A 13,075-nucleotide genomic window follows, 5' to 3' on the forward strand; every position below is an offset into this window, starting at 1 on the left:
ATTTACGCCCCTGGACTCCACCTCCCGCCGTCTACGGCAAGCTGCAAAGCCTTCTGCGGCGCAGGGCTTCGCTGGTTCAGGCCAAAACCAGCCTGACCCAGAGCTGGGCAAATGACGCCAGTTTGAAAGCTGTGTTCGCCACTTTTCTCAAATCGGTTGAGCGCCTGGACCTGCTCGTCCAGAAAAAACTCAAAGATGTCTTGCGAGAAGCCGGTTTGCTTGAAGAAGTGGCACGTTGCCAAGCGATCGAGGGTATCGGTTTTCTGACCGCAACTGCTTTGGTCATGGCATATAACCGAGGCGACTTTAACAGCGGCGACTCTTTCATCGCTTTTTTGGGCATGGACCTAAGAGTGAGCGACTCGGGCCAAAAAAACGGCCGAAGATCTTTAACAAAGCGAGGGTGCTCGGAAGTTCGCCGATTACTGCACAACGCCGCTATGTCGGCGAGCCGATCAATTGCCTGGAAAGCGTTCTACAACAAACACCTGGGCAGCGGAAAAGCGACGACCCAGGTGCTTGTCATGCTCGGCCGTAAACTCGCTCGGATCGCGTTCTCCCTGATGAAAAACCAAAGCGAATATCAACCGAAAGGGGGGATTTTGGCTTGATGACAACCATAGAATCTCCCACAGGATCTGGGTTGACGCAACATCTCAGGCACGCCGCTGCACTCGTGGGAGTGAGCTTGCTCACGAAGAGGCCTGAGCATTCAACTATTTCTTCTTCCTCGGCTTCAAATACTTCGTCAGCCCCTGGAACCACATCACCAGTCCCGCGTTGCCGGTGACCAGGATGTCCTTGTCCTGAATGCCCTGCATGAATGCGAGCTGCTTGTTCCGGGCCTGCATTGTGGCGAAGCCGTAATCGGCGTCTTTGAAAGAGATCACGAACGCAGGCGCCGCAAAGGTGCCAGCGCGGCTCTTGACGCGCTGATCGCGCACGATGAAGTGCCGGGCGATCTTGCCGTCAGCCGTCTGCAACTGGAAAGCCAGATCCTTCCCCGCGAGTTGCTGCTGAAACGCGGGATTATTGCGACTGGCGCGGGCCATCAACAGGCCCAACATCCAGAGTAGAAAACGAAACTTCATGCGTGGGCCTCATGGGATCAGCGGCGGTCAGGGTGACAGCCGCAGTGTAGCGAGCTTGATTGTCCGGCGAGCAGGCAGAACCGGTCAGTCGCAAAGTGGCGGGCTAGACGGGACGCGCGGGTCGGCGCCGGTCGATTCACCGGCCATAAAAAAATGGGCACGCCGACTGATCGGTATGCCCATTTCCATGCTGCTCGCCCTCCGCAGAGCGCTCAGCGAATTACTTTTTCTTTGCTGCGGGTGCCTTGGCCGCTGGGGCCTTGGCTGGCTTGGCATCTTTGGCGGCTGCAGCCGGCTTGGCTGGTTTCGCTGGCTTTGCCGAGTCCGGATTGACGCTGTCTTTGAGAAACTTGCCCGGCTTGAATGCCACCGTGTTGCTGGCCTTGATCTTGACGGGCTCACCGGTCTGAGGGTTCTTGCCGGTGCGGGCGCCACGATGACGTTGCAAGAAAGTGCCGAAGCCAACCAGCGTGACGCTGTCCTTTTTGTGCAGCGCGTTGGTGATTTCGTCGAGCACCGCGTTGAGGACGCGATTGGCTTGTTCTTTTGTGAGATCTGCTTTCTCGGCAATAGCCGCTGCGAGTTCTGGTTTACGCATATGAAGCCTCTTTTACGGTTTTTTGTTTTTATGTCCCGTGCAGCCCTTGCGGACAGCGAGCAGGTGCCGCAACAGCTCTACGTTGCGGCAGACCGGAATGAGAATGGCACGCCACCGGGACCCGCGCCAGTACGTGGGCCACGTTTGTTTCAACTAAAAGATGGCTTATCCGACAGAACGACTGTTAATCATGCCAGCAGCGGGGGCAAAGCCTTGTTCAGGGCGAGCTTGTCCATCACCGCCGCGCCTGTCAGAGCGTAACCCAGCAGGTTGCCGTCGCTGTCCAGACACAGTGCCTTGATGTCGGCGCCCTCACCTTCCACGGTCCAGACACCTTCCGAGCCCTTGGGCGGCGGCGACACTACCAGCGGGCAAACAGGCGTTTTCACCGTGACCGGCATCGGGCCATATTTGACGGGTGTGAGCGTGCCGGCGAGGGTTTGCGCCAATGCCCGGGCGCAGTTCATCAGCGGCATGACGTAAAGCAGATTCAGGCCATCAACTTCAGCGCAGTCGCCCAGTGCATAGATATTGGCGTGGGAGGTCTGCAAATGCCGATCGACCACAACGCCACGCCCAATCTCCAGGCCGGCCGCTGCGGCGAGATCAGTGCGGGGCCGCAGGCCGATGGCCGACACCACCAGATCGCAGTGAAGCACCTCGCCATCCGACAGGTGCGCCTCGAGCCCGTCGTCGGCACGATCAAGCCGTGTCAGCAAGGGGCCGAGATGAAAACGCGCCCCCAGGCTTTCCAGTCCGGCCTGTACCGCTGCGGCAGCCGCAGGGTGCAGCAACGTCGGCATCACCTGCTCGCACGGCGCAACCAGGTCGATTTCGTAGCCGCCCAGGATCAGATCGTTGGCGAACTCGCAGCCGATCAGGCCTGCGCCCAGAATCAGCACTCGCTTCTTGCCGGCGGCTGCAGCACGGAAACGCGCGTAGTCCTCCAGATCATTGATCGGGAATATGGCATCGGCGGCATCACCGGCCACCGGCACGCGCACAGTTTCCGCGCCCCACGCCAGAATCAGATCGCGGTACGGGACCGCTTCCTCGCCGATCCACAGACGCTTGTGACCCGGATCGATGCCGCTGACGCGGGTGTGCGTGCGCACCTCGGCCTTGAGCTGCTCGGCCATGGCGCCTGGCTCGGCCATGCTCAAGCCGTCGGCTTCCTTGTTTTTGCCAAAGCCGGTGGACAGCATGGGTTTGGAGTACGAACGGCCGTCATCGGCGGTGATCAGCAACAGCGGCGTCTCGCCATCCAGCTTGCGAAATTCGCGGGCGAGGTTATAGCCCGCCAGCCCGGTACCGATGATCACGACAGGTGCGTTCATTCATTTCTCCAGAGGGGTCGTGGAAGTCGGCGGATCAGCCGATTTCGATCATCTCAAAATCCATTTTGCCGACGCCGCAGTCAGGGCACAGCCAGTCTTCCGGCACATCCTGCCAGAGCGTGCCCGGCGCGATGCCGTCATCCGGCCAACCGTCGGCTTCGTTGTAGATCAGGCCACAGACTATGCATTGCCACTTTTTCATTGGTCGGTTCTCTTGGTTTCAGGCTAGGCGTCCCAGACGCTCCGCTGTCGTCGCGAAGTTTTCGAATGGGTCAGGCCTTTTACTGATCACAGCGCAATGACGCAAGTTTCATTGATGCACGACTCGCGCGCTTTTCGGAGGATTGGCTCTAGCTGCGATGGCGTCGAGCGTCATGCCGCAAGATTGATAGCGCCCAAACCGGCCTCTTCCCGGCTGAAGCCGGTCCTACTAACACTGCATATCCTGTAGGACTGGCTTTAGCCGGGAATGCGTCAAGTGTCTCAGCGCAGCAATGGGGGGCTCCGGTCGTCGGTCAAAAATCGCAATCATGCTAAGCTCGCCGCCTCGATTGCCGCCTGTGTTTGTCTCCCGTGATCCAGCAAACCCCTGCATTTCCAGCGCCCGAGTGGCTTTTGCGCGATCAGTTGATCGAAGCCCCCTCACCCGTCGTTCTTGAGTGGCTGTTCCACGAAGATTCCCTGACCCGACGCCTGACCCGGCTCTCTGACAATCATTTCTGCGTGCAGCCGCAATTCGAAGGCTGGCAGCGCCTGCGTGAAGATGAATGCGCCGCGCTGCACTTGCCTGAGGGCAGCGAAGGCTGGGTGCGTGAAGTCTATCTGCTGGGCCGTGACGAACGATGGGTGTTTGCCCGCAGTGTCGCCGCCCGCAGCGCTCTGGAGCATGACGGCCTGCACATGGACGAACTCGGCACCCGATCGCTGGGCGAACTGCTGTTCAGCGATAAAGCCTTCGCCCGCGGTCCGCTGCAGGTCTGCCGCTATCCTGCGCAATGGCTGCCCGAGACTGACGCACAGCCGGGCTTGTGGGGACGCCGCTCCTGTTTCAGCCGGGGGATCTTGAGCATTCTGGTGGCGGAAGTGTTTCTGCCCACCGCATGGCGCGCCATCGAAGCCAACCTTCCACTGCATGCCCAAGAGGGCCGCTGATGTATCTGTCGTTGCTCAAATCCCTGAACCGTCTGCACCCACGCGCCTGGGACTTCATCCAGCTCACGCGCATCGACAAGCCCATCGGCATTTATCTGTTGCTTTGGCCGACCTTGTGGGCGGTCTGGATTGCAGGCAAAGGCTCGCCTTCCCTGAGCACGCTGCTGATTTTCGTCATCGGCGTGTTCCTGATGCGCGCGGCGGGCTGCGTGATCAACGACTTCGCCGACCGCAAGGTGGACGGCCACGTCAAACGCACCGAGCAACGGCCGTTGGTGAGTGACAGGGTGACGTCAAAGGAAGCGCTGATTCTGTTCGCCGTGTTGGTGGGGCTGAGCTTTGTGCTGGTGTTGTTCACTAACGCGACGACGATCTGGCTGTCGTTCGGCGGTCTTGCCCTCGCGGCGTGCTACCCGTTCATGAAGCGCTATACCTACTACCCGCAAGTGGTATTGGGCGCTGCGTTTTCGTGGGGCATGCCGATGGCGTTTACCGCAGAGACCGGCGAGCTGCCCGCTGCCGCGTGGCTGCTGTACATCGCCAATCTGCTGTGGACGGTGGGATATGACACGTATTACGCGATGACGGATCGCGAGGACGACTTGAAGATCGGCGTAAAATCCACGGCCGTGCTGTTCGGCGACGCGGATCGGGTGATCATCCTGACGCTGCAATGCCTGGCATTGTTCTGCCTGATGCTGGCGGGTACACGCTTCGAGCTGGGCCTGTACTTCTTCATCGGCCTGCTGGTGGCGGCGGGATGCTTCGCCTGGGAGTTCTGGTCGACGCGGGACAAAGACCCTCAAGCGTGCTTCAGGGCTTTTCTGCACAACCACTGGGCGGGGCTGGCGATTTTTATCGGTATCGTTCTGGACTACGCGCTGCGCTGACCGATTCGGGCCGACGCAGCGCGCGAAGGCTCAGATCATGGCTTGGCGATGTGCCAGACGTCGCCCTTGCCGTCGCCGGATTTGTCGCCAGCAGCCTTATCGCTTTTGAAAAAGTACAGCGGCTTGCCCTTGTAAACCCACTGCGAGGCGCCGTCATCGCGCTTGATAATGGTCCAGTCGCCCTCAGGCTTGTCGCTTGCTGTGGCAGTCAGCGGCGGCCAGTTGGTTGCGCACTGATCGTTGCAGACGGACTTGCCCGCGGAGGTGTCCTTATCAAAGGTATAAAGCGTCATGCCTTTGTGGTCGGTGAGCATGCCGTCACTGGTCATCGCCGGCGCGGCAGCGAATGCCATGCCGGAAGATGCCAACGCTGCCGCCGCCAAAAGGCGCATCAGAGCAGAAGAAATTTTAGCCATGGATGAATCCTCTTTTTGTTTGTCGCTGGATGGACATTTCTTGTAGGACAAGTCGCCAGCTTAGCGCTAGACCGGCGAATACGCCTAGCTCGAACTAACCTGTCACACGACTGCAATAATTCCGTTATCTAATGCGCCCCAAGACAGTTAAATGACATGAGGTTCGAGGCATGGTTGGCAGGAGCATTCTGATCGTCGACGACGAGGCGCCCATTCGCGAAATGATTGCCGTCGCACTGGAAATGGCCGGCTATGACTGCATTGAGGCTGAGAATTCGCAACAGGCCCACGCCGTTATCGTCGACCGCAAGCCGGACCTCATCCTGCTGGACTGGATGCTGCCGGGTACATCCGGCATCGAGCTGGCACGCCGCCTGAAACGTGACGAGCTGACCGGCGACATCCCGATCATCATGCTCACGGCCAAAGGCGAAGAGGACAACAAGATTCAGGGCCTCGAAGTCGGCGCCGACGACTACATCACCAAACCCTTCTCTCCCCGCGAACTGGTCGCCCGCCTCAAGGCCGTGCTCCGCCGGGCTGCCCCGAACGATGGCGAATCCCCGATCGAAGTCGGCGGTCTGCTGCTGGACCCGATCAGCCACCGCGTGACCATAGACGGCACACCTGCCGAGATGGGCCCGACCGAATACCGCCTGCTGCAATTCTTCATGACCCATCAGGAACGCGCCTACACCCGCGGGCAGCTGCTCGATCAGGTCTGGGGCGGAAATGTCTACGTGGAAGAGCGCACCGTGGATGTCCACATCCGGCGTCTGCGCAAAGCCCTCGGCGAGGCTTACGAAAATCTGGTACAAACCGTCCGCGGTACTGGTTACCGTTTCTCCACCAAAAGCTGAAAAAGCGTTTGGCAGCGATTCAGACCGCTGAAGACAAGGACGCGTTAATTGAATCACAACTGGCATGGCACCCTGATCCGCCACTTGCTGATGTTGGTCACAGCCTCGCTGCTGGCCGGTTTGATCAGCGGACATTACGGCGGGTGTCTGGCAGTCGGTCTGGGGCTTTATCTGGCCTGGACCCTCAAACAGCTGCTACGCCTGCATGACTGGCTTCGCCATCACAAACCCGACGAGCCGCCGCCCGATGGCTATGGCTTGTGGGGTGAAGTCTTCGACAGCATTTACCATTTACAGCGTCGCGATCAGCGCGTGCGTGGCCGCCTGCAAGCGGTTATCGACCGTGTCCAGGAATCCACCGCCGCGCTGAAAGATGCCGTGATCATGCTCGACAGCGACGGCAACCTGGAATGGTGGAACCGCGCGGCAGAAACCTTGCTGGGCCTGAAGACGCCCCAGGACAGCGGTCAGCCGGTGACCAACCTGGTGCGCCACCCGCGCTTCAAGGAGTACTTCGCGCACGCCAACTACGCCGAGCCGCTGGAGATTCCTTCGCCGGTCAATGACCGCCTGCGCATTCAGATGCTGATCACCCGCTACGGCAACAACGAGCATTTAATGCTGGTGCGCGACGTGACGCGTATGCATCAACTGGAGCAGATGCGCAAAGACTTCGTCGCCAACGTGTCCCACGAGCTGCGCACGCCTTTGACGGTCATCTGCGGGTACCTGGAGACGCTGCTGGATAACGTCGAAGAAGTGAATCCGCGCTGGGTCCGTGCTTTGCAGCAAATGCATCAGCAAGGCGGACGCATGCAGACGTTGCTTAACGATCTCCTGCTGCTGGCCAAGCTGGAAGCCACCGATTACCCGTCCGACAATCAGCCCGTCGCCGTGTTGTCGCTGCTGCAGAGCATCACCAATGATGCCCAGGCGCTGTCGGGGAGCAAGAACCAGCAGATCACCCTGGAGCTGGAAAGCGACGTCAGCCTCAAGGGCAGCGAGGCGGAGCTGCGCAGCGCGTTCTCCAACCTGATCTTCAACGCGGTCAAATACACGCCCGCAGAGGGCAAGATCCGCATCCGCTGGTGGAGTGACGGGCGTGGCGCGCACCTGAGCGTGCAGGACTCCGGCATCGGCATCGACAGCAAACATATCCCGCGCCTGACCGAGCGCTTCTACCGCGTCGACTCCAGCCGCGCGTCAAACACCGGCGGAACAGGCCTGGGCCTGGCGATCGTCAAGCACGTGCTGCTGCGCCACCGCGCGGTACTGGAAATCAACAGCGTCCCCGGCAAGGGCAGTGTGTTTATCTGCAACTTTGCCCCGGCCCAGATGACCAAAGCCTAGGCAAGCCTGTAGATAGCCGTTAAATTGCGTCCCTTGTGCCCTCCAATTGTGAGGGCTTGTTTCATTCCACACTTCAAAACGGAACCTGCAAAACCCCATCATGGACCCTTCCCCTGGTATCAGCCTGGCTTCACTCTTCGCCGATTTCGGCATGATTCTTTTCGCAATGGTGTTGGTTCTGCTCAACGGATTTTTCGTTGCGGCCGAGTTCGCCATGGTCAAACTGCGCTCCACCCGTGTCGAGTCCATTGCCGAGAAAAACGGCTGGCGTGGACGCATTCTGCGCACCGTTCACAGTCAGCTCGATGCTTATCTGTCGGCCTGCCAGCTGGGTATTACGCTGGCGTCGCTGGGGCTGGGCTGGGTCGGCGAGCCGGCGTTCGCGCACCTGCTGGCGCCGTTGCTCGAGACGGTCGGCGTGGAATCGCCTGAAGTCGTCAAAGGCGTGTCGTTCTTCAGCGCCTTTTTCATGATTTCGTACCTGCACATCGTGGTGGGTGAGCTGGCCCCGAAATCCTGGGCCATTCGCAAACCCGAGCTGTTGTCGCTGTGGACGGCGGTGCCGCTCTACCTCTTCTACTGGGCGATGTACCCGGCCATTTACCTGCTCAACGCCAGTGCCAACGGCATTCTGCGCATCGCCGGCCAGGGCGAGCCCGGCCCCCACCACGAGCACCATTACAGCCGTGAAGAGCTCAAGCTGATCCTGCACTCAAGCCGCGGTCAGGACCCAAGCGACCAGGGCATGCGCGTGCTGGCCTCCGCCGTGGAAATGGGCGAGCTGGAAGTGGTGGACTGGGCCAATTCCCGCGAAGACATGGTCTCGCTGGAATTCAACGCCCCGCTCAAAGAAATCCTCGCGATGTTCCGTCGGCACAAGTTCAGCCGGTACCCGGTGTACGACTCGGACCGCAATGAATTCGTGGGCCTGTTGCACATCAAGGACCTGCTGCTGGAGCTGGCGGCGCTGGACCACATCCCCGAGTCTTTCAATCTCGCCGAGCTCACGCGGCCGCTGGAGCGCGTGTCCAAGCACATGCCGTTGTCGCGCCTGCTCGAGCAGTTCCGTCAGGGCGGCGCGCACTTTGCGCTGGTCGAGGAAGCCGACGGCAAGATCATCGGTTACCTGACGATGGAGGACGTTCTGGAAGTGCTGGTGGGCGACATTCAGGACGAACACCGCAAGGCCGAGCGCGGGATCCTGGCCTATCAGCCGGGCAAGCTGCTGGTACGTGGGGATACGCCGCTGTTCAAGGTCGAGCGCCTGCTGGGCATCGATCTGGACCACGTTGAAGCCGAGACCCTCGCAGGCCTGATCTACGACAGCCTCAAGCGCGTGCCTGAGGAAGAGGAAGTCATGGAAGTCGAAGGCCTGCGCATCATCATCAAGAAGATGAAAGGCCCGAAGATCGTGCTGGCGAAGGTGTTGAAGCTGGATTGATCTGCACGTCCGGGCAGATCATCAATTCCCGCCAATCGCGAAGTTAGGCAGGCTCTGGACCGGTTGCGAGAATTCGTACGGGATCGACTCCAGCGCCAGCCCGACATTGCGCTGCACCACGAAGTGCAAATGCGGGCCGGTGCTGTTGCCGGTGTTGCCGGACCGTCCGAGCGGCGCGCCCACTGCCACATGCTGGCCTTCCTTGACGCTCACCGATCCCTGCTGCAGATGCAGATAAACGCCCATCGTGCCGTCGTCGTGCAGGATGCGCACGAAGTTGCCTGATGGATTGGCGCCTCGGCCCGACTGGGCATTCTCGGTCTTGATCACAGTACCGCCCCGCGCAGCGATGATCTGCGTGCCTTCGGGCATGGCGATGTCGATCGCGTAGCGGCTCTTGGCGCCTACATGGCTGTAAGACCCATTGGCACCCTGACTGATGCGAAACGGCCCGCCCACCCACGGCAATGGATAGCGATAGGCAAATCCGTTCGCTGACACGCCGCGCTGCGGGTCGCCGACGATGGATCGCAGACTGGGCTTGTAGGCCATGGCCTTGCTGGCGACTTGCGGGCTGAGGGCGATAAGGCGTTCGTTGCTGCGCGCTGGAATTGTGCGGCGAATGACTTGGTCCGACACGCCCACCACGTTCTTCACCCCGGCCAGACGCAGCTCGACTTCTACCGGCGCGTAGAGATCATTGCGAACATAAAGGCTGTCACTGCCATTGGCTTTCTTGACGCTAAGGCGCACCTGGCTGTCGATGCGCTCGACCATGCGCTCGCGGAGCTTCATCACCTCCGCGCCACGCACAGGCTGGTCGGTAAACGACACGACGCCATTGGCATCGGTGAACCGATAGATCGTGACGGCCCCGGCGGTCTGCGTGGCCAGCAGTAAGGCACAGACAACCAGCACGCGCTCTAACATCGGGATAGACCTGGTGAGTGGACGATTGGCGCCCAGCCTAACAGCGATGCCGACGCAATTGGACTCATCCGAATCAATCGGTAATAGACGAAGCGTCAAGGAAATCGCGTCAGGACGGGGCGCGATCGGAATTGCAATTTCTATGCTGGATAGAGTGGGAGTGCGCTTGCTCGCGAAGAGGGACGCCCGACCGCAGCACATTTAGCGGATGTACCGGTCTCATCGCGAGCAAGGTAGAGCGCCATCCCGGTCGCTCCCCCAGGTGAATGCGCAGCGGATCAGGCGCCCGGCACGAAGTGCTTCTGCGCGGTGCCACGGGCAATCAGGCGCGACAGGTAATCAAGCTTCTGGGTGTCCTTGTCGACGAAGCGGAAGGTGACCTGCAGCCACTCGCTGTCCGGCTTCTGCTCGAACGCGGCAATCGCGTGCAGATAACCATTGAGACGCGCCACCTCGGCGTTCTCGCCCTGCTCCAGATCGAGCACGGCGCTTTCGAGGATCTGCGGCAGGACCTCGCCACGGCGGACCAGCAGCGAGGCCTCCTTGAGCGTCAGCGCTTTGATAACGCAGGGCTGGTTCCCGCTCGAAAGACGCAACTGACCCTGACCACGACCGGTGGGTGCAGCGGCAGGAGCAGCTTTAGCTGTCGGCTGGACCATAGGCTGAGCGGCTTGAGGTGCTGCCGACGCAGTGGGTGAAGCGCTGACGGTTTCAGGGCGGTTACCTGTCAGTGCGCCAAGCGAGTCATTGGCAAACGCCGCATTGACGCGGGCCGGGCCACTGGACATCAACGCGTCGAGTTTGCCGACCTTGTGCAGCGCTTTCTTGACCTTGGTCAGCAGTTGCTCGTTGGTGAACGGCTTGCCGATGAAGTCGGAGACGCCGGCCTGGATCGCCTGGATCACGTTTTCCTTGTCGCCACGGCTGGTGACCATGATGAAAGGCATGGTCTTCAGGTTGTCCTGCTGGCGGCACCAGGTCAGCAATTCGAGCCCGGACATTTCGGGCATTTCCCAATCACAGAGCACCAGATCAAACACTTCACGGCTGAGCAGCACTTGCGCCTTGCGACCATTGACTGCGTCTTCCAGAGCGATTCCCGGGAAGGCATTGCGCAGGCCTTTCTTGACCAGATCACGGATGAACGGTGCGTCATCCACCACCAATACACTGACTTTACTCATCGACGCTCCTGATGGCGTGTTCACCGTAAATGGCGAGCATTCGCTGGCGGGTGACCAGCTGCCAAACTGTTTGACGACACCGGGACTTTTATTCGCGGGTGACTTGAAAAATATGGGCAGACCGGAGAAACAAAAACGCCCGGCGGTCGCCAGGCGTTTTTTCTCAGGCAATCTTATTTATCGTCAGGCGTGTCCAGAACATTAATCCTTTCGGCGGTCAGGCCTTTCACTTCTTCCTGCATGCGCTTGAGGCCCAGGTGGCGGACATCGGTACCGCGCACCAGGTAGATCACCAGTTCGGAGATGTTGCGCGCGTGATCACCGATGCGCTCCAGGGAACGCAGGACCCAGATCACATTCAACACGCGAGAGATCGAACGCGGATCTTCCATCATGTAGGTGACCAGCTCACGCAATGCGGTCTTGTACTCGCGGTCGATGTTCTTGTCGTACTGCGCAACCGACAACGCCAGATCGGCATCGAAGCGGGCGAACGAGTCCAGTGCATCGCGCACCATTTTGCTGACTTGATCGCTGATGTGGCGCACTTCGACGTAACCACGCGGCGACTCACCCTCTTCGCACAGCTGAATCGCGCGCCGGGCGATCTTGGTGGACTCATCGCCAATGCGCTCAAGGTCGATGACCGATTTGGAGATGCTGATGATCAGACGCAGGTCGGACGCGGCAGGCTGACGACGGGCCAGAATGCGCAGGCACTCTTCATCGATGTTGCGCTCCATCTGGTTGATGCGGTCGTCCACCTCGCGCACCCGCTGGGCCAGGCCCGAGTCGGCTTCGATCAACGCGGTGACCGCATCGTTGACCTGCTTCTCGACCAGACCACCCATTTCCAGCAGGTGGCTGCGAACTTCTTCCAGTTCAGCGTTGAACTGCTGGGAGATGTGATGTGTATGGCTGTCTTTGATCATGAGTGTCCGTCCGATTGATTGCGCGGTGGTTCAAGGCTGACGAAACACGTGCTAGCCGTAACGACCGGTTATGTAGTCTTCAGTCTGCTTTTTGGTCGGATTGGTGAACAACGTATCGGTGTCCCCGTATTCGACCACCTTGCCCATGTGCAGAAACGCGGTGTAATCCGACACGCGCGCCGCCTGCTGCATGTTGTGGGTAACGATCACAATGGTGTATTTGGATTTCAGTTCGTAGATCAACTCTTCGACTTTCAGGGTCGAAATCGGGTCGAGCGCGGAGCACGGCTCATCGAGCAGCAGCACTTCGGGTTCGACGGCGATGGTGCGGGCGATCACCAGACGTTGCTGCTGACCACCGGAAAGTCCGAGCGCCGACTCATGCAGGCGGTCCTTGACTTCGTCCCACAGTGCGGCGCCACGCAAGGCCCACTCGACGGCCTCATCGAGCACGCGCTTTTTGTTCACGCCCTGAATACGCAGCCCGTAAACGACGTTCTCGTAAACGGTCTTCGGAAACGGGTTGGGCTTCTGGAACACCATGCCGACCCGGCGACGCAACTCGGCGACGTCCTCGCCTTTGGTGTAGATGTCGTGGCCATAGAGCTTGATCTCGCCCTGTACGCGGCAGCCGTCCACCAGATCGTTCATGCGGTTGAAGGTGCGCAGCAAGGTGGACTTGCCACACCCGGACGGCCCGATGAACGAAGTGACGCGCTGTTTCGGGATGTTCATGCGGATGTCGAACAGCGCCTGCTTCTCGCCATAGAAGAGATCCAGCCCCGGCACTTCCAGCGCAACGGCTTCGTTCGCCAGATCCAGCACCTGGCGTTTGCGACCCAGGGCCGACATGTTGATGCCGTGGGCGTGGGGTTCGTGTTGCATGGTCTCTCT

General features: G+C 60.0%; 14 protein-coding genes and 1 pseudogene. 6 read left to right on the forward strand and 9 right to left on the reverse strand.

The features are described from left to right. The coding region (locus tag ABEH28_RS24135; RefSeq protein ID WP_346631280.1) for a transposase at positions 1–611 on the forward strand (611 nt) is incomplete at its 5' end. Positions 612–716: 105 nt separating this feature from the next. Here ABEH28_RS24135 and ABEH28_RS24140 read toward each other — a convergent pair. The 4 genes and pseudogenes from ABEH28_RS24140 to ABEH28_RS24155 all read right to left on the reverse strand — a co-directional run bounded on the left by ABEH28_RS24140 (position 717) and on the right by ABEH28_RS24155 (position 3,228). Continuing rightward, entirely contained in the window at positions 717–1,091 is a 375-nt protein-coding gene (locus tag ABEH28_RS24140) for a helicase (protein WP_192174557.1), read from the reverse strand. 328 nt (positions 1,092–1,419) lie between these two features. Beyond that, a pseudogene (locus ABEH28_RS24145) lies at positions 1,420–1,689 on the reverse strand (HU family DNA-binding protein); the annotation flags it as partial. 188 nt (positions 1,690–1,877) lie between these two features. Beyond that, entirely contained in the window at positions 1,878–3,026 is a 1,149-nt protein-coding gene (locus ABEH28_RS24150) for an FAD-dependent oxidoreductase (RefSeq protein ID WP_346631281.1), read from the reverse strand. Between the two features lie 34 nt (positions 3,027–3,060). Continuing rightward, positions 3,061–3,228, reverse strand: a complete 168-nt coding sequence (locus ABEH28_RS24155; RefSeq protein ID WP_002555879.1) for a rubredoxin — start codon at positions 3,226–3,228, stop codon at positions 3,061–3,063. A gap of 371 nt (positions 3,229–3,599) precedes the next feature. On the opposite strand from ABEH28_RS24155, the gene ABEH28_RS24160 reads away from it, so the two are divergent. Together ABEH28_RS24160 and ubiA are read left to right on the forward strand one after the other, a co-directional pair. Next, complete coding sequence (locus ABEH28_RS24160; protein WP_346631282.1) at positions 3,600–4,178, forward strand: chorismate lyase; 579 nt, start codon at positions 3,600–3,602, stop codon at positions 4,176–4,178. Next, complete coding sequence (ubiA, locus tag ABEH28_RS24165; RefSeq protein ID WP_346631283.1) at positions 4,178–5,068, forward strand: 4-hydroxybenzoate octaprenyltransferase; 891 nt, start codon at positions 4,178–4,180, stop codon at positions 5,066–5,068. Before ABEH28_RS24160 ends, ubiA begins: the two co-directional genes overlap by 1 nt. A 35-nt stretch (positions 5,069–5,103) precedes the next feature. Here ubiA and ABEH28_RS24170 read toward each other — a convergent pair whose 3' ends face one another. Next, positions 5,104–5,460 carry a hypothetical protein gene (locus ABEH28_RS24170; RefSeq protein WP_346631340.1) on the reverse strand — a complete coding sequence of 119 codons (357 nt, stop codon included), beginning with the start codon at positions 5,458–5,460 and terminating at the stop codon, positions 5,104–5,106. 194 nt (positions 5,461–5,654) lie between these two features. On the opposite strand from ABEH28_RS24170, the gene phoB reads away from it, so the two are divergent. The 3 genes from phoB (at position 5,655) to ABEH28_RS24185 (ending at position 9,135) form a co-directional block, all read left to right on the forward strand. Then, positions 5,655–6,344: a phosphate regulon transcriptional regulator PhoB gene (gene phoB, locus ABEH28_RS24175; protein WP_037016751.1), complete on the forward strand. Its 690-nt coding sequence runs from the start codon at positions 5,655–5,657 to the stop codon at positions 6,342–6,344. A 90-nt stretch (positions 6,345–6,434) separates the two neighbouring features. Then, positions 6,435–7,694, forward strand: coding sequence for a phosphate regulon sensor histidine kinase PhoR (gene phoR, locus ABEH28_RS24180; RefSeq protein ID WP_346631341.1), 1,260 nt, complete (start codon positions 6,435–6,437; stop codon positions 7,692–7,694). Positions 7,695–7,794: 100 nt separating this feature from the next. Beyond that, positions 7,795–9,135, forward strand: a complete 1,341-nt coding sequence (locus ABEH28_RS24185) for a hemolysin family protein (RefSeq protein WP_192174552.1) — start codon at positions 7,795–7,797, stop codon at positions 9,133–9,135. A 21-nt stretch (positions 9,136–9,156) separates the two neighbouring features. On the opposite strand, the gene ABEH28_RS24190 is transcribed toward ABEH28_RS24185, so the two are convergent. The 4 genes from ABEH28_RS24190 to pstB form a co-directional block, all read right to left on the reverse strand. Then, positions 9,157–10,065 (reverse strand): M23 family metallopeptidase, encoded by a 909-nt coding sequence (locus ABEH28_RS24190; protein ID WP_192174551.1) that lies wholly within the window; start codon positions 10,063–10,065, stop codon positions 9,157–9,159. Positions 10,066–10,343: 278 nt separating this feature from the next. After that, positions 10,344–11,249: a response regulator gene (locus tag ABEH28_RS24195; protein ID WP_346631284.1), complete on the reverse strand. Its 906-nt coding sequence runs from the start codon at positions 11,247–11,249 to the stop codon at positions 10,344–10,346. 173 nt (positions 11,250–11,422) lie between these two features. Then, a complete protein-coding gene (gene phoU, locus ABEH28_RS24200; protein ID WP_133773894.1) occupies positions 11,423–12,181 on the reverse strand; it encodes a phosphate signaling complex protein PhoU in 759 nt (252 codons plus the stop codon). 51 nt (positions 12,182–12,232) lie between these two features. Beyond that, a complete protein-coding gene (pstB, locus tag ABEH28_RS24205; protein ID WP_065988194.1) occupies positions 12,233–13,066 on the reverse strand; it encodes a phosphate ABC transporter ATP-binding protein PstB in 834 nt (277 codons plus the stop codon). Positions 13,067–13,075 lie beyond the last annotated feature (9 nt).

It is taken from the genome of Pseudomonas sp. Ps21-P2, from assembly GCF_039672565.1.
In the GTDB taxonomy this organism is placed as follows: domain Bacteria; phylum Pseudomonadota; class Gammaproteobacteria; order Pseudomonadales; family Pseudomonadaceae; genus Aquipseudomonas.